The organism is Kribbella sp. NPDC056951 (genome assembly GCF_042674205.1).
Taxonomy (GTDB): Bacteria; Actinomycetota; Actinomycetes; order Propionibacteriales; family Kribbellaceae; genus Kribbella; species Kribbella yunnanensis.
Genome location: NZ_JBHUQZ010000001.1, coordinates 1,484,024 through 1,503,106, shown reverse-complemented (window position 1 = coordinate 1,503,106; position 19,083 = coordinate 1,484,024). Strand labels below are relative to the sequence as shown.

Here is a 19,083-nt window from a genome sequence, read left to right as displayed (position 1 = left end):
GGGCAGACACCGGCCTGACACCGCAGCCGGATCGTGCAGGGATTCAGCAACCTCGGCGATGTCGGCCGTCTTCGTTGCGTCGTTAGGTTGCAGCCATGTTCAGACTCAGTGCCGTCATCGCCCTGGCGACCACCCTGCTGACCGCCTCTGTCACAGCACCCACTCAGGCGGTTTCCGCGCCCATCCCGATGCAGGTGCTCAGCCTCACCGACCTGCACGGCTACCTGTCCGAGACCGAGAACCTGACCATCGCCGGCCCCGCGGGAACCCTTCCGGTCGGCGGCGCGGCGTACCTGAAGGCGCATCTCGACAAGCTCCGGGCCGGGAAGCCGAACAGCTTCCTGATCGGGTCCGGCGATCAGTTCAGTGGCTGGCCCGACTACACCCAGGGGTTCGCGAACGAACCGACGATCGAGGTACTGAACGAACTCGGGCTCGACTTCGATGTGGCCGGCAATCACGAGTTCGACCGGGAACTGCCGTTCCTGCGGCGGATGGTTTCGGGGGCCTGTTACGGCAAGCCGGGTTTCGACACGTGCTTCACCGACTCGCGGGGCCGGGCGTTCCACGGTACCGACTACGCGTACCACGCGGCCAACGTCGTCGCTGCGAAATCGCAGCGGCCGGTGCTTCCGCCGTACTGGATCGCACAGGCGGGGACGGCGCGGGTCGGGTTCATCGGACTCGGGTTCCCCGGTACGCCGACCGAGACGTTGTCGATCGAGCAGTCGGGGCTGGAGTTCCAGGGGCTCGTCGACGCGGCGAACCGGGCCACGGCCGAGCTCAAGGCGCAAGGTGTGAACGCGATCGTCGTCAGCATGCACGAGGGCGGCCAGCAGGGCGGCCTGTTCAACGACTGCAAGAACCCGGTCGGCCCGATCTTCGACGCAGCCCGGGCAATGTCCCCCGATATCGACGTGATCCTCGGCGGGCACTGGCACACCGCGTTCAACTGCATGATTCCTGACCCGTACGGCGTGCCGCGGCCGGTGCTCGAGGCGTCCAATCACGGTCGGGTGCTCGGTGAGGTCAACCTGTCACTCGATCCCGCGAACGGCGAGGTGATCCGCTCGGCGACGACCGCGACGAACCATGCTGTCACCAAGGACGTCGTACCCGACCCGGCGGTCCAGAAGATCGTCAAGTACTGGATGGACAAGTGGGCGGTCCGGCAGCGGCAGCCGCTGGCCAAGCTCGATCGCGACCTCGACTTCTCCAAGACCGCCGAGAGCCGGACCGGCAACCTGGTCGCGGATCTCTACCATTCGGAGGCTTCCCATAAAGCGGATGGCGGCGCCGACTTCGCCTTGGTGCCGGCCGATATCGGCATCGATGTGATCGCGGCCGGGCTCAAGGCGGGGGTGGTCTCCTTCGGCGACGCCTGGCCGGTGGCCGGGATCTCGCCGATCACGACGCTGGCACTCAAGGGATCGGTCGTGGAGCAGATCCTTGAACAGCAGTGGATTCCGCCGGCGTACGGGTGCTCGCGGTTGTCGTCGCTCGCGGTCTCCGATCAGGTCCGTTACACCTACGATCTCGGCAAGCCGGTGGGTGATCGGGTGGATCCGGCGAAGGTGCTGATCCGCGGCCAGCGGCTGCAGCTCGGGAAGACCTACCGGGTGGCGACCAGTGCGGCGATGCCGTTGCACGGCGCGCAGTACGGGTATCCGGGGTTCCAGCAGTTCACCGACTTGATCCGCGCCCCACGCATGGGCCAGGAGGTGTTCCTGAACCATTTGCGGATCCGGCAGTCGATCAAGGCGCCCGCACTTGGCCGGGTGACAGCGATCCCGGGTACGCCGGCTCCGGTGGACGGACCGTTCGGGCCGCTGAATCTCCTGCCCCAGAAGGAGATGAAGGCCACGGCAACCAGCCAGGGATCGGCGTCTAACAATCCCGCGGCAGCACTCGACGGCAGTTGTACGACGATGTGGCACTCGAACTGGAGTCCGCACGCCCCGCTGCCGCAGCACATCACGCTTGATCTCGGCCAAACCCGTTCGCTCGACGCACTCGTCTACACGCCACGCCAGGACGCCTCGCCGAACGGCCGGATCTCCAAGTACGACGTACAAGTGAGTGCCGATGGCAACGACTATCAATCGGTGGCCACCGGCAACTGGGACGGCACGTTGCAGGCGAAGATCGCCCGCTTCCCTGCCGGTACAACGGGACGCTACGTGCGGCTGATCGGCCTGGAAGGTGGTGCGGGCTATGCCGCCGCGACGGAGCTCAATATTGCTCTAACTCCGGGCTCCTGACCTTGTCCCGGTACGTCGTCGGTGGCATCCCGAAGCGCTGTCCGAACTGCCGGCTGAAGTAGTGCGGTGACTCGAAACCCACCGCACGAGCGATCTGCGCGACGGACATGTCGGTCGCGCCGAGCAACTCCGACGCACGCTGGAGTCGGAGCCCGACCACGACGTTCATGATCGAGTCGCCCACCTGTTCCTTGAACAGGTGGGCGAGTCTCGAGACCGACACCTGCGCGAGGCCGGCAAGGCTGGTCAGCGTGTACGGACGGGCGGGGTCGGAGGTGACCGCGTCCAGCACCAGTTGCACTCGTGAGTCGAGGTGGCGAGTGTCTCTTCGGAGGCTGCTCGTGGCGACCAGCAACACCTCCTCAATGCCGTTCATCGTCAACTGGACGGCAAGGTTCTTCTCCAGCAAGTGCAACTCGGTGTCGCCGGTGGGTGAAAGGCCCGCGCGCTGTGCGTCGCGATGGAGCCGCGCGAAGGCGGACACCAGGCGGTCGGTCTCCGACGGCCGGGTCAGCCGGACGTAGGACAGGCCAGGCATTGCCTGCGGCAACGACCACCAGGCATGCCACTCGCGGCGCGGCTGGAAGTGCGCCCACCAGGTCTCCCAGTAGGTGCCGACGGTCCCGTAGTCGTGCTCGGTGCCGGGGCTGACCAGAACGAGGTCGCCGTGGCGGAGGGTCAGCTTGTCGCCACCGATCTGGAAATGCCCGGTGCCGCCGGCCGTGTAGAGCAGGTACCAACTGCCGACACCGTCCGGCCGAACCACGCGATAGTCGCCGCCGCTGTGGAAGTGACCGGTCACCAGTTTGCTCGGCGGCGGGATCTCACTGTAGAGCTCGATCAGCATCTGGGTAGCAAGATCGTGCTCGAACTCAGCAGGCTCTGTCATGGTGTGCCCTTCGTACGGGTCCCTAGATTACTCACACAGCAGCAAGATCCTGTACCCCATTGAAGTGAGGATCCCCGTGGGTTTCGTCCCCGTCACCGAGCTCGCCCACGACGCCGGCACCCGCGTCTTCGAACACGGCTGGCAGTCCTGGAGCCCCAGCGGCTGGTACCCGCTGGACGCGCGACCACCACGCCCAACCGCTCCCAATCACCATGTGATGGCCTACCGTCCCGGCGTCGTCGCGCAGGGCTTTCAAGGCGAGGGCCTGCTGGCTGTTGCCACCGGCAACGAAGTGACCGTGTTCAGCGCACTCTCACCCGATCAGGTGCCGTCGATCCGCTGTGAGGTGCGGGGAGACGTCGCGGTGGTCTCTGCCGACGGTCCTGTGCAGGTCAGCTCTGGCAAGTACGCGAATGCGAATCAGGCCTTGGCCGACTGGGCCGACGGATTCTCGGCGTCGGTCGACAACGCCGTACGGGTGTTCGGGCCGTCGTGGTGCAGCTGGTACGCCTACTGGGGCAAGGTCACCGAGCGCGATGTGATGGCCGAGGTCCGGCAGTTCGACGCGCAGGATCTCAGCGTCGACCTCGTGCTCCTCGACGAGGGCTACCAGACCGAGATCGGCGACTGGCTGACCCCGCGCGAGGACTTCGGCTCGACCGTCCGGCTGGCCGCCGACATCCGCTCCGGCGGCCGTCGAGCCGGCATCTGGGTCGCTCCCTTCCTCGTCGGAAGCAAGAGCGAGACCGCCCGCCGGCATCCCGAGTGGCTGGTCCCGGGCATCACCGCCGGGACTAATTGGGGCCAAGAGCAACTAGTTCTCGATGTTACCCATCCCGGCGCGGCCCGGCACCTTCAGGACGTTTTCACCGAACTGTGCCGCCAGGGCTACGACCACTTCAAACTCGACTTCCTGTACGCCGGTGCCATCGAGGGCGACCGTCATGAGCAGCTCGACGGCATCGCGGCGTACCGGCACGGCCTGCGGCTCCTCCGCGAAGCGGTCGGCCCCAACCGCATCCTGCACGGCTGCGGAGCCCCGATCCTGCCCAGCCTCGGTCTGGTGGACTGCATGCGGATCTCCCCTGACACCGACCCGCTGGTCGACCCGCCGTCCGGCGACATCTCCCAACCCGGCCAGCGCGGCGCCCGCTCCACCTCGATCGCTCGCGAGTTCCTACACGGCCGCTGGTGGGCCAACGATTCCGACTGCCTGATCGTGCGGCCCGACGTACAGGCTCGTGAGGAGTGGGCTGCGCACATCGAGAACGCTCCCGGGTTGAGGATGTCCAGCGACCCGATCGGCGACCTCGATCAGTGGGGTCTCGCCCGGACCCGGGAGCTGCTCACGCCCAGCTCGCCCCGGTCACATCCGCTGCGGAATCCCGATGCTTAGGCCCGCACCCCGGCGTACCCGTCGCATCCAGCGCCGGCAACAGACGCTGGCCGGCTACGCGTTGCTCGCGCCGAGCATGATCGGCGTCCTCGGCTTCCTGCTCGCGCCGGTGCTGATCGTGATCGTGCTCAGTCTCTTCGACTGGAAGTTGCTCTCCACCCCCGAGTTCATCGGCCTCGCCAACTACCGCGAACTGCTCAACGACGCCGACGTCTGGCACTCCTTCCTCGTCACTCTGTACTACGTCGTGATCTGCGTACCCGGCACCACCATCCTGTCGCTACTGCTGGCGCTGCTGGTCAACCGCAAACTCCGCGGCATGAAGTACTTCCGCGCGCTCCTGGTGATCCCGTGGATGGCGACGCCGGTCGCGATGGGGCTCGTCTGGACGTGGATCTTCGACCCCGGCCGCGGTGCGCTGAACCAGTTCCTCGGCCTCTTCGGCCTGGATGGGCCGGCCTGGCTGTCGTCTCCGCTGCTGGCGATGCCGAGCGTCGCGGCCGTGCACATCTGGCAGTTCGCGGGCTACAACATGTTGTTCTTCCTGGCCGGGCTGCAGAACATTCCGGCATCGTTGCGGGAGGCATCGTCCCTGGACGGCGCGTCACCCGTCGCGCACTTCTTCGCCGTCACCCTGCCGCTACTCCGGCCGACCATGCTGTTCGTGCTGATCACCAACGTGATCGGGTCGTTCCAGGCCTTCGACACGATCTTCGTGATGACCGAAGGCGGCCCCGGCGACAGCACCGAGGTGGCGACGTACCTGATCTACGACGAAGCGTTCCGCAAGTTCGACTTCGGCTACGCCTCCACGATCTCGGTCCTGCTCTTCGTGGTGATCCTGGTCGTCACGATCTCCCAGTTCGTCTACTTCGAGCGTCGTACGACGTACGACTTCTCCTGAGGTGATGTCGATGTCGAGATACCGGATCCTGCCGTACGGCGCACTCGTGGCCGGCTGCGTCTTCGCGATCTTCCCCTACTACCTGACCCTGCTGACCGCATTCAAGGGCCCTGGGCAACTATTCGGTACGGCGCCCTGGGAGCCCGGACTGCCACCGAGTACGGCGGCCTTCGACCGACTGTTCGCGTCGGGGTTCGGCGGGTATCTGGTCAACACCGTCGCGGTCACCGTAGCCATCACGGTCGGCCAGCTGGTGTTCGCCGTACTGGCTGCTTATGCCTTCGCGCGCTTGTCGTTCCCGGGCCGGGACGTCCTGTTCTGGGTCTATCTGTCGACCTTGATGGTGCCGCCGGTGGTGACGATGATCCCGCTCTACCTGATGATGCAGCGGCTCGGGTTGGTGGACACCTGGGCCGGACTGATATTGCCGACGATGCTCGGGACGCCGTACGCGATCTTCCTGTTACGCCAGTTCTTTCGAACCATCCCGGCGGATCTGGAGGATGCCGCCCGGATCGACGGCGCCGGGCGGGTGCGGACCTTGCTCTCGATCGTGCTGCCGCTGTCCAAACCGATCCTGGTCACCGTCACCACGCTGGCCGTGGTCGCCAACTGGAACAGCTTCCTGTGGCCGCTCATCATCACCAGCAGCGAGGACAAGCGGCTGCTCTCGGTCGGTATCGCCCTGTTCAAGAGCGAGATCGGCGTCGACTACAACGCAGTCATGGCCGGCAGCCTGATCGCGCTCGCGCCGCTGCTGGTGCTGTTCATCTTCTTCCAGCGCTTCATCGTCCGCTCGGTCGCCGTCACCGGGCTCAAGTAGGAGGCATCATGTCCAATCCCCTGTCCCGACGGACCCTGCTGCTGGGCGCTGCCGGCCTGGCCGGTTTGACCGCGTGCGGCTCGTCCACCGACAAGGCAAGCAACGGCGGCAAGACCGAGCTTGTCTATCGCCTCTGGGACGAGCAGCAGGAGGTCGGCTACAAAGCGGTCTTCGCCGCGTTCACCGCCGAGAATCCGGACATCACCGTGCGGATGGAGGTGCTGCCCTGGGACCAGTACTGGACCAAGCTCACCACCGAACTGGCCGGCGGCAAGGCGCCCGACGTCTTCTGGCTGACCGTCGAGAACTTCCCCGACCTGGCCGGCAAGGGCGTGCTCGCGCCACTCGACGACGTGATCGCCAAGGCCGGGCTCAAGCTCGACTCGTACCATCCGAATGTCGTCCAGTCGTACAAGTTCGAGGACAAGCAGCTCGGTCTGCCGAAGGACCTCGGCGTGGTGGGCCTGCTCTACAACAAGACCCTGGTGGCCAAGGCCGGGATCACCATGCCCGATCAACTCACCTGGGCCCCCGACGGCTCGGGCAACTTCCTGGAGATCGCCCGCAAGCTGACCGTGAGCGACAAGCAGTGGGGGTTCTGTTCCTGGAACCACAGCCAGACCCAATGGCTGAACTGGATCGCGTCCAACGGCGGCAAGGCGATGGACAAACCGTACGGCACCTTCGACTTCGCCGGGCCGAAGTCGGTCGAGGCCCTGCAATGGGCCCGCGACCTGATCTTCAAGTGGCGGGTCTCCCCGGACGGCACCCGGACCAACCCGCCGACCGGGCAGGCCACCGAGATGTTCTACCGCGGCGAGGTGGCGATGTTCCCGGCCAACAACGCGCTGCTGCCGTTCGCGTTACCCGAGGTGAAGTTCCCGATCGGCGTCGCCGCGCTACCGGCTGGACCGTCCGGACGCACGGTGGTGATCAACGGGCTGGCCGAGGTGATGTTCGCCAAGACCAAGCACCCCGACGAGGCAGGGAAGCTGATCGCGTTCCTCGGTTCGGCGAAGGCGCAGAAGCTGATGGGCGACGCGGGATACATCATCCCCGCGCTCAACGACGCGGGCGCGGGCTACGCGGCGTACTGGAAGCAGAAGGGTATCGACGTGCAGCCGTTCCTCGACTCCGCCGCCGGCAGCACGGTGAACATGCCGATCGCCGAAGGCTGGACCGCGAAGGTTGCCGAGATCAACAAAGCGATGAACGACGTCTACCTGGACAAGACCGACGTGGCCGGCATCGCCACCACCCTGGACAAGATCGGGAACAAGAAATGAAAGAGCTGCTCGACTCGACTCCCGTCGCCGATGATTCTTCGGTACTGCGTCAGCGCCTGGCCGGCGACGGGTATCTGTTCTTTCGCGGCTTGCTGCCGGCGGCGGTGATCGATGACGTCCGTGGACAGATCGCCCGGATTCTCGCCGACAGTCACTGGTTGGCTCCTGGGTCCGCGCCCGACGAACTGCTCGCTTCGGGTCGTGCGGTGGAGGAGGGGTCGGCGGGATTCTTCGGCGCCTACACCGCGATCCAGAGCACGGAGGCATTTCATGCGTTGGCGGTGCGGCCGGAGTTGCTGGAACTGGCGGAGCGGTTGCTCGGCGAGCCTGCGTTCGCGCATCCGGCGCACATCTGCCGGATCGCGCCGCCGTCGCCGGGAGCCAATCCGACCCCGATCCATCAGGACTACCGGTTCATCCAGGGTTGCATCGACACGTTGACCACCTGGTTGCCGTTGAGCGCTGCTCCCCCGGAGATCGGTGGGCTGCGAGTGTTCGCGGGGTCGCCGCGACTCGGCGTACTGCCGGTGAAGGTGTCCGACGGACCGGGGATGATGCGGGCCGAGGCCGATGAGGATCACCCCGAGTGGCGAACCACGTCGTACCGGCCGGGTGACGTGCTGCTGTTCAGCAGCCTGACCGTGCACGGCGCAATGCCGAACAAAACCAAGCAGCTGCGCCTATCGGCCGACTTCCGATACCAGGCCGTCAGCTCGCCAATGGCCGTCGACGCGCTCGGCACCGGCAAGCCGCACTACCACCCCGACGTGCCCGACTTCCCAACCCTCACCCGCGGCTGGACCTCGACGGCAAGCATCGAGGTCCCGGCCGGAGTCACCTACGTAGACCGCTTCGATCCGCGCCTGGACGACGTACCGACACCACCCTCCCGCTTCGCTTACTAACAGCCACGATTGCACTACGGTCGGTGTGGTCTGGTTCGGCCGCCTACGGGCAGACGCTCTCTGTCAGAACGCGACCTCTGGAGACAACCATGAAGAACCTGACCCGCCTCATCCTCGGCGGACTGGCGACCGCAGCGCTCGGCACCTTCGCTGCCGCGGCATTGTCCGCCCCGACCGTAGCCAACGCGGGACTGATCGACGGCTCCGTCAACAACCTCCATATCCTCGACGGCAGCAGCCTCCTCGGCCTGCTCAACACGAGGGGCTGATCGGTAGGGTGCCGCCCTTGTTGCCCTAGGCAAGAGTGTGGCACCACACCGATCGACACCCTTCACGGCGATCCTCGGACGCATCAGCCGGGTGAGCGGGTACTGTCCCGCCGGTGACTCGCCGCCTGCTTGCCGTCGCGTGCCTGATTTCCGCCGCACTCACGGGGTGCAGCTTTCCCTCGGCCGGGGCCGATCCGGGATCAACGACCAGTACGTCGAAGCCGGCGCCGACCTCGAGCGGTTCGCCGGGGACGCGGAAGGCGATCGCGGCCGCGCTGCCCCAGGTGCGGGTGCTCGGGGAGCGGCCCGAGGTCCCGGGGTATCGGCGTGATCAGTTCGGCAAGGCTTGGTCGGACGATCACGCCGGGCTCGGCGGTCACAACGGCTGTGACACCCGCAACGACGTACTCGCAGCGCAACTCCAAAAGCCGACGTACCGCGGCAAGTCCCGTTGTGTCGTGATCACCGGCACGCTGGTCTCCGATCCGTACACCGGAAAGCGTCTCGAGTTCCGCAAGGCGAAGGCTGCCGAGATTCAGATCGACCACGTCTACCCGCTGTCGCGCGCCTGGGACATGGGTGCCGCCAACTGGCCGAAGCAACGTCGCGTCGACTTCGCCAACGACGAGGCGATGAACCTGATCGCCGTCGACGGGCCGGCCAACGCATCGAAGGGCGACTCCGGCCCCGGGGAGTGGTTTCCGATCAACCGCGACTACCGCTGCACCTACGCCCTGCGCTACCTACAGGTCGCTCACAAATGGTCCCTCCCCATCACCACCGCCGACCGCAACTCGATCAAGTCGATCGCCCACCTCTGCCCCTAGGACCAGTCAGACGATTTCGAGGTTGGCCATCATGCCCATGTCCTCGTGCTCCGCGTTGTGGCAGTGGAACAGGTAGCGGCCGCGATAGCCGTCGAAGCGGGTGATGATCTCCGCTGACTCGCCGGGCCGCAACGAGACGGTGTCCTTGAGACCCGCGTCGTGCGGAAGTGGCGAACCGCCGCCGCGCGACAGCACCTGGAAACCGACGAGATGCAGGTGGACGGGGTGATGGACGTCGGCGACCAGCCGCCACACCTCGACGTCGCCGAGTCGCACGCTCACATCTGATCGCGCAGGATCGAACGGTCGCCCGCCGATCACCCAACCATGCCCGCCGTTCATCTGCCCGGCGCGGAAGGAGAAGTCGCGCACCCTGACCGCGTCCGACCGCTGCCACGTGGGCAGATCGTTCGCAAGCTTGGCAGGGACCCGGCTGTCGTCCTTGGCCTTGCGGGCAACGCGGAACGCCATCACCTCACGAGTACGCCCATCGCCCAGCCGATTCAGGACTCTGACCCGACCACCGACTTCCACGCTCGCGAAGTCGATGATCACGTCATAGCGTTCGGCCGGTGCAATCGGGAGGTACTGGTGGGTGACAGGTGCCGCGAGTAGTCCCTGGTCGGCACCGACCTGCACGAGGTCGAGCCGTCGTCCGTCGTCGGTCACGGCTTCGAGTTCGTAGTGCCGGGCGTTCGAGGCATTCAGGATGCGCAATCTGTACCGCGCAGCGTCCACCTCATGCACCGGCCAGGGAGCGCCGTTGACCAGGATCACGTCACCGAGAACCCCGGCGAGATAAGGCTCGCGGACACCTGGCGTCGTACGGAGAGTCGGATCCAGAGACGGGTAGTCGAGGCTTCCGTCGGCGGTGAACGAGCGGTCCGCGATCATCAGCGGGAGCTCGCGCAGTCCAGACGGCAGGTCGAGTGAGTCTTCGAGATCGTCGCGGACGATATGCAGGCCGGCGAGTCCACGCCAGATGGCCGGAGCCGTGAAGTCCATCCGGTGGTCGTGGTACCAGAGCAGGGCGGCACGCTGGTCGGTCGGGAACGTGTAGTCCCTGGTCAGCGTCGTCACCACGGCCCGCGGATCCTGCATCCCGCTATGTTCACCGCCGTGCCCACCGCCGTGGTGCATCGCACCCCAGTTCTCCGGTACGACGAGATCGGTCGGATAGCCGTCGGATTCCGGCGTACTGCGGCCGCCGTGCAAGTGGACGACCGTCGGCACGGGCAGTTCGTTGCGATGTGTCACCGTGATCGGCCGGCCGCGTCGCGACTCGATCGTCGGCCCGGGGAAGGTGCCGTCGTACGTCCACATCGGTGTCTTGACACCAGGCAGTACTTCGAGAACGGCCTCCCGCTGGGTGATCTCGTAACGCCCAGCGCTCACCGGCTTCAGTACCGCGGGAATCGGCAACGGCACCTCGAACGCTGGTGGAAGAGGCAACGCACTTCGCAGTACGGCGCCTGTCATCGCAGGGCGACGAGACAGCGCCGCCGAGGTCGCCAACCCGGTCGCACCCAGCAAGCCGAGTGATCCTCCAATGGCCAGCACGCGACGGCGGCTCAGTTGCTCACGCATCGGCGGGCTCCTGCCGCAGCGGCTGACGCCAGACGGCGACGAACAGTACGACGAGCGCGGCGATCGTCAGCACGCCCAGCGGGAGGTGCAACCACAGGGCGCCGTCCAGACCGGCGAAGTACTGGATCGTCTCGGCCGCGACCAGGGCGGCAGTGCCGATGAATGGCCACGCCCGACGCAGCCGGACCCAGACCACGATCGCGACGATCAATTGCAGATAGCCGATGGACGTGACGGTGTCGGCACCGAGCGAGTGCCAGCGCAGGCCGTCGTAGTCACCGCTCAGATAGACGCCGGCGAACACCGGCTGACCGAAGATCGCCACCACGTGCACGGTGACCACGGCCCTGAACACCCACTGAATCATGAGCTCGACGCTATGATCAGTGCGTTATCTTGTCGAAGACTAATATCGCTATGGTGTTATGTCCGGGGAGGCATAGTGGATCTGAACACGCTTCGGCAGTTCCTCGTCGTGGCGCGGCTGGAGCATCTCAGCCGGGCGGCCGACGAACTCCGCGTCGCACAGCCGTCGCTGAGCCGCACGATCGGCCGGCTGGAGAGCGAGCTCGGCACCCCGCTGTTCGACCGGGCCGGCCGGCTTCAGCTGAACGACTCCGGCAGGCTCTTCCGAGACTACGTCGAACGCAGTCTCGGTGAGCTCGACGCGGGCCGTCGAGCTGTCGCCGATGCGGCCGGCGAAGGCTTCGGCACCGTACGGCTGGCCTCGGAAACCCTGCTCACCCTGACCGCACCGCTGGCCGCGTTCAAGCGGACCCATCCAGCAGTCGAGGTCGAACTCCATCAGTGGTCGGCCGAGGACATGGCTCGCCAGTTGCGGTCCCAAGACCTCGACCTCTGCGTTGCCTCGCAACCACTCCGCTGGGATGGACTGGAGACAGTCCGGTTGTTCGAGGAGGCGGTCGGGGTCGGGATGCCGCTCGGGCATCACTTGGCGGACCGCCCCTCGATTGCTGTCGACGAGCTTGCCGACGAACAGTTCATCACCGCGAGCAAGGGACACTGGCTGCGCCTGCTCCTCGATCGGCTCTTCGCCGGCAGCGGGCTCACCCCGAAGATCGTCTGCGAAACCAACGAGGCGAGCGCCATCGCCGAACTCATCAGCGCGGGCCTCGGCATCGGACTCGTCCCCGGACTCGCCCGCCGGACGGCAATTCGCGCGCCCGGCGTCTGGATTCCCGTCGACCACCCGGACTGCCGTCGTACAACGACTCTCTACTGGGGCGCCGGCAGCCGCCTGTCACCCGCAGCGCTGCTGATGCGCTCGGCCCTCACCGACTGGGCCTGGACCAGCCATTGATCACGGCGAGAAGTGTTGAGTTGCTTCGAGGTGGATTTCACGATGGTGAAGGCGCCGGACAGTTCGGGTGAGACGTTGCCGGCGTTGTCGGTGGCGCGGACCTTGACGGTGTGTGCGCCGGCCGCAGTGATCGGCACCGGTGCGGTGTACGCCGTCCAGGCGCCGCCGTCCAGGGCGTATTCGATCGACCTGACGCCGCCGGCATCGGTGGCAGTTGCGTTCAGGGTCGCCCGGTCGACGAACTCCCAGCGGGCGTTCTGGTTGCCGGTCAGCCATCCCGACACCGTCGGCGGCGTGCGATCACCATCGGACGGTACGACGGTGAACGCCTTCGTACCCACGGCGGAGACGTTGCCGGCGGCATCGGTCGCCCGATAGGCCACTGTGTGCGCACCATTCGTGGCCACCTCGACCGGGACCGTGTACGCCGTCCAGGCGCCACCGTCGAGCTGGTATTCCACCGAGGCCACCCCGGACCCGGCATCAGTGGCGGTCACCGTCACCGACGCCTTGCCAACATAGTTGCCGTTGGCATCCTGAGTGCCGGACACAGCTGCAGTCACGACCGGCGGTACGGCGTCCTGCTCGACCACCGTGAAGTGCGCCATCCCCTCGGGCGAGACGTTGCCAGCGTGATCTGTGGCCCGGTAATGCAGCATATGCATTCCCGGGGTGTTCACGTCTACCGGCGCCGTGTACGCCGTCCAAGCGCCACCGTCGAGTTGGTACTCGACGGTCTTCACACCGGACTCGGCGTCGGTCGCAGTCACCGTCACCCGCGCGGTGTCGAGGTAGTTGCCATCAGCATCTTTTTCGCCGGTGACCGCGGCGGTGACCGTCGGCGCGGTGGTGTCCTCCGGCCGTTCGACCACCCGGAATCCCTTCGACCCGGTCGGCGACACATTGCCGTCGTGGTCGGTCGCGCGGTACTGCACCGTGTGATCGCCGATCGCGCTGACCACCACGGGCGCGGTGTACGGCTTGAATCCGGTGTCGTCCAGCTCGTACTCCACTGACGCCACTCCGGACTGGGCGTCCGCGGCAGTCACCGTGACGGTGGCCTGACCGAGGTAGTGACCGTCCGGGTTCTGCGGCCCGGTGACCGCGGCGGTGACGGTCGGCGGAGTGGTGTCCTCGCCGTCGTCGGTGACGATGAACTCGCCGACCATCAGGGGGTGCCCCGGGATGGCGCAGAAGTACCGGTACTTCCCCGGCGTGAGGGTCACATCGACCGAATGCTTGCCATTACTCCCGTCGTCCGGGTACGCGAGGATGTTCACGTCGACGTCGTGGTTGTAGCCCGGCGTCGACCGGTCGAACGTCAGCGTGTGCGACATGTCAGTGTCGTTGCCGGTGGCCTCGCTGTTCTCGAACACGATGGTGGTCGGGCCGGCGACTGCCTGCGTCGGCGCTGTGGTGTAGGCGGCGGTGCTGTTGCCCGCAGTCCAGCTCAGCACCTGAGCAGCAGCATCCGGCTCCGACCCCAGTGCAGGCATCGACTGGGGCACCAGCATCACCAGTACGGCGGTGAGCCCGGCGAGTAGGCGTCTCATCACAAACTCCGGATCCGGATGTTGCGGAACTCCATCAGGTCGCTGTTGCCGTGGTTCTGCAGTCCGATGTAGCCCTCGACGAATTGCCGCAGGTCGGTCGGCGGATCACCCGCTCGCGACGACTGCAACCCTGGCGCGTTCTCGAACTCGTTGATCACCACGCCGTTGCGGATGATCGTGTAGTGCTGCCCGACGACCTTGACCTCGTACTCGTTCCACTGCGCCTTCGGGGTCGGCCGGGCCGCGTCCAGTCCGTTCGGGTCGAAGTTGTAGATCGACCCGGTCTTCTGCGGTTCGCCCGAATCACCGTCGTACAGCTGAACCTCGTGGCCGCAGTAGATCGCCACCCAGGCCTGTGAAGTGCGGGCCGAACCGACGGTTCCGCAACTGCCAAGCGGCCGTTGCTCCAGCGGTGTGCGTGGATCCGGGAATCGGACGAAGACGCCACTGTTCGCGCGAACCGCGTCCGGCGCGATATCCCGGAACTGCAGCTTGAGCGAGAAGTCGCCGTACGGCTTCTTCGCGAACCAGAGCATGCCGAGCCCGCCGGACGGTTTCAGAGAGCCGTCCGGCTGGACGGTGAATTCGCCCGAAGGTGCCTGCGCCCAGTCGTAGAACGACTCGTTCGTGCCGTCGAACAGTGGCTCGTAGCCGGTCACCCCCGGCTTGCCGATGTCCGATGCGCGAGCGACGGCGATCAGGCTGTCCCGTTCGGCGACGGTGATGATGCCGCGCTGCCGCAACTGCCGTGTGGCCTGCTGGACGTGCGTGACGAACAGCGCATGGGTGGCCCAGGTGCTCTCGTCGTCGATCAGGTCGTCCGCCTTGCAGCCGCCGCCCGCGTTGCGGTTCGGCACCGTCGTGGCGGAGTCTCCGATCGTCACCTGAGCGCCCTGATCCGCCATCACGCAACCGGCGTTGACCGCGACCGTCGCGACCGCGGTGGTCCCGTCGGCGTACGTGATGGTGACCTTGGCGGTCTGCAGGCCGGGAGCCAGATAGGTGTGCCGCGGGTTGGCCTCGGTCGAGGTGTCGCCGTCGCCGAACGTCCACGCGTACGACACTCCACCGGCTTTAGTGCCGTTGAACGCGTAGGTCAGCGGCTTGTTCTGCACCGCGACCGCGGACGCCTTCGGCAGCGGCGTCGGCGGGCCGCCCTTGTAGCTGACCTTCACCAGCTTCTGGTTCGGGTGCAGCGTGAAGAATCCGCCGCCGTAGTCGAGCACGTACAGCGCACCGTCCGGTCCGAACCGGGCGTCCATCCAGCTCTGCACCTGAGTGGGCCCGTTGCCCCCGGGCACGATGCGCTCGAACGTCTCACCGAACGCAGGCGGCTGCGCCGTCGGTACGCCGGCTGGGTCGACCGTCACCGCGTTCCGCCGGGTCGGGGTCGACTCGTCGCCGATGAACCACTTGTCATCCCAGTACTTCGGCCAGGCCACTCCGCTCTTGGTGTTCACCCGGTCGTAGTGGTAGGTCGGCCCGGACATCACGGCCTGCCCGCCACCGCCGCGGAAGTACGGCTGGGTGTAGACCGCGTCCGCTTCGTTGTACGTCGGGATCGAGCTCCCCGCGCGCTTCGGGAACACGGGGCCGCCGCCGCCCGGTGAGTACCAGATCATGTTGTCCTTCACCGGCGGCAACTCGACCAGTCCGGTGTTTCGCGGCGAGGTGTTCAGTGGGTTGTCGCAGTCGTACCAACCCGTCAGCACCGACGCGTCGGTGTTGCTGCGGTTCCGGTACGGCTGTCGATTGCCCATGCAGTAAGGCCATCCGTGGTTGCCGGCCTCGGTGATGATCGTCGCGGTCTCGTACTTCGCCGGCCCGAGCTCCGGGTCCGGCGAACCGGCGTCCGGCCCGACCCAGGCGGCCGTCAACCAGTCGGTTTCCGGATCGATCGCGAGCCGGGAGATGTTCCGGACGCCCATCACGTAGATTTCGGGCCGCGTCTTCGCCGTACCGGGGGCGAACAGGTTGCCGGTCGGGATCGTGTACGTGCCGTCCGCCTCCGGGTGGATCCGGATGATCTTGCCGTTCAGATCATTGGTGTTGCCGGAAGTCCGCCGGGCGTCCTGGAACGACAACCCGCCGAACTCTTCGGTCCAGTTGTTGCCGGAATAGCCCTTCGAGCCGCCGGACGAGTTGCTGTCGCCAGAACCGACGTACAGGTTGCCCTTGGAGTCGAACGCCATCCCGCCACCGGCGTGGCAGCAGCTGTGTTGCTGAACCTCCCACTGCAGCAGATCCTTGCGACTCGCCAGGTCGATGGTCTGGTTCGTCGCGTTGTAGGTCAGCCGCGAGACCGTCCGCTTGCCGGTGTGCCGGACGCGGTCGACGGTGTCGTGCGGCATCCAGTAGACGTAGAACCAGCCGTTCTCGGCGAACTTCGGGTCGAGCACGATGCCGAGCAGGCCTTCTTCGTTCTTGATCAGCTCGTCACCGGATCCGCGATTGCCCATCACCGGCAGCGTGGTCAGCAGTTTCGCCTTGTTGGTCACTGGATCCCACTGATGGATGGTGCCGCAGCCGAGGCCGACGTTCGGGTTCTCCCATTCGACTACCGGGCCGGTCGGGCAGGCGGCCTTGCCGACGTAGAAGATCTTGCCGTTCGGCGCGATCGTCATCCCGTGCGGCTCACCGATCTGGTCGAGCTGGCCGGCCTGGTTCGGCGGGGTCAGCCGCTCGATCGTGTAGTTGGCGGCGATCGTCGCCTGGCAGTCGGCCCGGACCATTCCCGTGGTCCACTTCAGCGCGCCGAGCAGGTGCTTGCGGAACGCGGACTCGCCGTAGCTGCCGTCGGTACCGCCCATGCCGGTGTAGAAGGACCGGCCGCCGCCGTAGTCGCGGCACCAGGAGATCGGGTGGAACGGGCCGTTGGCGCCGGGGCCCGGGGCGTAGTGCCGCTCCTCGACCTGGGCGACGGTGTGCACGGTGCCGATCGGGTTGGTCGCCCAGTTGCGCCACTTGTCGATGCGGGTCAGATTCAGGGGCAGGCCGGCGTTCGCCGGGTGCTGTCGGTCCAGCAGGTTGACCACCGCGCGCTGCGGAGTCGGCTCCGGTGGCGGCGTCGAGTCACCTGTGTAGAAGAGCAGGTCGGCGAGTTGCAGCAGCGGCTCACCACTGTTCGCGGTGATGTTCAGCCGATAGTGCCCGTACGCCGTCGTGTTCGCGACCGTGAACACGCGCCGCTGGAGCCGTTCGGCGAAGACCTCGTTGGTGCGGGTGTCCACGTCGACCCAGGTGCTGCCGTCGTTCGAGCCCTGCAGGGTCCAGTTCTTGGGGTCGCGGCCGGTGAAGTCGTTCGCCGAGGTGAGCGAGTACCTGGTCACCGCAGCCGGCTCGGCCAGCTGCATGGCGACCCAGCCGGTTGTCGCGCGAGCCAGCCACTTGGTGTTCGGGTTCCCGTCGGTCAACTTCTCCTTGGTCTCGTTCGGCGGGTTCTCCGCGCTGGCCGTCACCGCCGACACCGGCCGTGGCGGCGGCAGCAGGGCGCCGACCGGGCGCGCACCGACCAGTCCGGTGAACCACTCGGAGTCCGGCTGGAACTTCGACGCGTCAGCGATGCCGAGGTAGCCGTTGCCGGCCTTGATGTAGTTCTGCAGCGCGGTCTCCTGCTCCCGGCTGAGCGCGATGCCCTGTGCCGACAAGAACACCACCGCGCGGTACGTCGCCAGCTTCGCTGGGGTGAACACGGCCGGATCAGAGCTGACATGCACGGTCATCCCGTTGGCCTGCCCTAGGCCGGCAACCGCGTCTGTCGCCCGCTCGACCGGATCCAGCTGGTTCTCTGGTTCACCACGGAACACCAGCACGTTCACCGCGACATCAGTGGCGGCGGTCGCGGTGACGGGCGCCGCCTGCGCGACTGACGGCGTACTGCCGGGTTGTGCCAGTTGGGTACCGAACGCCAGTGCTGCGGTGACCAGGACGGCCGTCGTACGTCGCCTCATCGTTCCCCCTCAGCCGTGATGATTGGAGTGGTCGGACTGCGTCGCGGCCACGTGATGCTGGTGGAAGCGGTCGATCGCCGCCTGCGCGCCGGCCGGCATCCCGCCGTCGGGGTTGCGGACCAGGAACAGGCCGACCATCCCCTGGTCGGAATGCATCTGCACGTGGCAGTGGTACATCCACACGCCCGGCCCGACGCCTTCGCCGGCAAGCACCTGGAAGCCGAACGAACTGCCCGGATCGAGGTTCTTGTTGTCGATCACCGGGCTCGGATCGTTCGCACCGGTGAGCATGCCGGTACGCGTGTCGGCCCAACGATGCGCATGCAGGTGGAACGTGTGCGGCAGATTGCCGTGCCCGATACAGACGAACTCGACCCGCTCCCCCTGCCGCGCCTCGAACATCGGGGTGTCCGGCGCCTTCTTGTTGTTGATCAGCATCTCGTTGAACACGACCGTGAACTGCCGATCCGGGATCAGATCACCGCGGCGGCGAACGATCAGACCGCCGTACAGGCCCTTCTGGATCCCGACAGTTCCGTGATCGTTGCCCATCGCGTGATCGTGGTAATGCCAGTAGCCGGCACTGCCCGGCATGAACCGGCCGCTGCCGATGTCAACCTGCTTGCGGGTGCGCCAGACGTACGTACGCGTCTCGCCGGGCGCGTTGAACGAAGCGTTCAGCGGGCTCCCGTCGGAGTTCACGTCGTAGTCGACACCATGCGGATGGATCGACAACCGCTGGTCGGTGTTGTTGACCAACTCGATCTCGAGAGTTTCCCCCTCGTAGATCTCCAACAGCGGCCCCGGAATGGTCGCCTCACCAGGCGCCAGCCCGTAGCCGAAAAACCCGCCTGGCAACGGCTCGGCGTACAGGGTGATTTGCCGAACCGCAGCCGCACTGTCGGGGGCCATAGCCACCCCGGTCAACACCGCTCCCCCGGCAACCGCAGCAGGCGCAACCAGCACCGACCGACGGGACAACCGCGACTTTTGGGCACGCTCAACCATCAAGGGACTCCGTTCGGGCGGGAACGCATGTCTCCAGGTGTAGTTCAGCCAGCACACTATGTAGTCAGCGAAGAATTGTTAAGACCTGGTCATAGGTTTTTTGT

At 66.4% G+C, this 19,083-nt stretch carries 15 protein-coding genes; 9 read left to right on the top strand and 6 right to left on the bottom strand.

Annotated elements, in window-relative coordinates:
• Nucleotides 1-95: 95 nt before the first annotated feature.
• Nucleotides 96-2,261 (top strand): discoidin domain-containing protein, encoded by a 2,166-nt coding sequence (locus ACFTSF_RS06960; protein ID WP_380152912.1) that lies wholly within the window; start codon nt 96-98, stop codon nt 2,259-2,261.
• On the opposite strand, the gene ACFTSF_RS06955 is transcribed toward ACFTSF_RS06960, so the two are convergent.
• Nucleotides 2,233-3,150, bottom strand: coding sequence for a helix-turn-helix domain-containing protein (locus ACFTSF_RS06955; protein WP_380152911.1), 918 nt, complete (start codon nt 3,148-3,150; stop codon nt 2,233-2,235). The genes ACFTSF_RS06960 and ACFTSF_RS06955 overlap by 29 nt on opposite strands.
• 64 nt (nt 3,151-3,214) lie before the next feature.
• Between ACFTSF_RS06955 and ACFTSF_RS06950 the strand changes: the two genes are divergently transcribed.
• The 7 genes from ACFTSF_RS06950 to ACFTSF_RS06920 all read left to right on the top strand — a co-directional run bounded on the left by ACFTSF_RS06950 (nt 3,215) and on the right by ACFTSF_RS06920 (nt 9,560).
• Entirely contained in the window at nt 3,215-4,546 is a 1,332-nt protein-coding gene (locus ACFTSF_RS06950; RefSeq protein WP_380152910.1) for a glycoside hydrolase family 36 protein, read from the top strand.
• Entirely contained in the window at nt 4,539-5,450 is a 912-nt protein-coding gene (locus ACFTSF_RS06945; protein WP_380152909.1) for a carbohydrate ABC transporter permease, read from the top strand. The genes ACFTSF_RS06950 and ACFTSF_RS06945 overlap by 8 nt, the downstream gene beginning before the upstream one ends.
• 10 nt (nt 5,451-5,460) lie before the next feature.
• Entirely contained in the window at nt 5,461-6,273 is an 813-nt protein-coding gene (locus tag ACFTSF_RS06940; protein ID WP_380152907.1) for a carbohydrate ABC transporter permease, read from the top strand.
• An 8-nt stretch (nt 6,274-6,281) separates the two neighbouring features.
• Nucleotides 6,282-7,559 carry an ABC transporter substrate-binding protein gene (locus ACFTSF_RS06935; RefSeq protein WP_380152906.1) on the top strand — a complete coding sequence of 426 codons (1,278 nt, stop codon included), beginning with the start codon at nt 6,282-6,284 and terminating at the stop codon, nt 7,557-7,559.
• Nucleotides 7,556-8,464, top strand: coding sequence for a phytanoyl-CoA dioxygenase family protein (locus ACFTSF_RS06930; protein WP_380152905.1), 909 nt, complete (start codon nt 7,556-7,558; stop codon nt 8,462-8,464). The genes ACFTSF_RS06935 and ACFTSF_RS06930 overlap by 4 nt, the downstream gene beginning before the upstream one ends.
• Nucleotides 8,465-8,553: 89 nt before the next feature.
• Nucleotides 8,554-8,733 carry a hypothetical protein gene (locus tag ACFTSF_RS06925; protein ID WP_380152904.1) on the top strand — a complete coding sequence of 60 codons (180 nt, stop codon included), beginning with the start codon at nt 8,554-8,556 and terminating at the stop codon, nt 8,731-8,733.
• A 113-nt stretch (nt 8,734-8,846) separates the two neighbouring features.
• A complete protein-coding gene (locus tag ACFTSF_RS06920; protein ID WP_380152903.1) occupies nt 8,847-9,560 on the top strand; it encodes an HNH endonuclease family protein in 714 nt (237 codons plus the stop codon).
• A 6-nt stretch (nt 9,561-9,566) separates the two neighbouring features.
• Here ACFTSF_RS06920 and ACFTSF_RS06915 read toward each other — a convergent pair whose 3' ends face one another.
• Together ACFTSF_RS06915 and ACFTSF_RS06910 are read right to left on the bottom strand one after the other, a co-directional pair.
• On the bottom strand, nt 9,567-11,147 hold the full coding sequence (locus tag ACFTSF_RS06915) for a multicopper oxidase family protein (protein WP_380152902.1): 1,581 nt from the start codon (nt 11,145-11,147) through the stop codon (nt 9,567-9,569).
• Nucleotides 11,140-11,514: a hypothetical protein gene (locus tag ACFTSF_RS06910; protein WP_380152901.1), complete on the bottom strand. Its 375-nt coding sequence runs from the start codon at nt 11,512-11,514 to the stop codon at nt 11,140-11,142. Before ACFTSF_RS06910 ends, ACFTSF_RS06915 begins: the two co-directional genes overlap by 8 nt.
• Before the next feature lie 75 nt (nt 11,515-11,589).
• Between ACFTSF_RS06910 and ACFTSF_RS06905 the strand changes: the two genes are divergently transcribed.
• Complete coding sequence (locus ACFTSF_RS06905; RefSeq protein ID WP_380152900.1) at nt 11,590-12,468, top strand: LysR family transcriptional regulator; 879 nt, start codon at nt 11,590-11,592, stop codon at nt 12,466-12,468.
• On the opposite strand, the gene ACFTSF_RS06900 is transcribed toward ACFTSF_RS06905, so the two are convergent.
• Genes ACFTSF_RS06900 through ACFTSF_RS06890 form a run of 3 tightly spaced genes read right to left on the bottom strand, consistent with a single transcriptional unit; the run spans nt 12,384 to nt 18,979 of the window.
• The gene (locus tag ACFTSF_RS06900; RefSeq protein ID WP_380152899.1) at nt 12,384-14,021 is read right to left on the bottom strand and encodes an OmpL47-type beta-barrel domain-containing protein; all 1,638 of its coding nucleotides are present in this window, start codon (nt 14,019-14,021) and stop codon (nt 12,384-12,386) included. The two genes, ACFTSF_RS06905 and ACFTSF_RS06900, sit on opposite strands and share 85 nt — an antisense overlap.
• A complete protein-coding gene (locus tag ACFTSF_RS06895) occupies nt 14,021-17,971 on the bottom strand; it encodes a ThuA domain-containing protein (RefSeq protein WP_380152898.1) in 3,951 nt (1,316 codons plus the stop codon). Before ACFTSF_RS06895 ends, ACFTSF_RS06900 begins: the two co-directional genes overlap by 1 nt.
• Nucleotides 17,972-17,980: 9 nt before the next feature.
• Entirely contained in the window at nt 17,981-18,979 is a 999-nt protein-coding gene (locus ACFTSF_RS06890) for a multicopper oxidase domain-containing protein (protein WP_380152897.1), read from the bottom strand.
• Between the last annotated feature and the right edge of the window lie 104 nt (nt 18,980-19,083).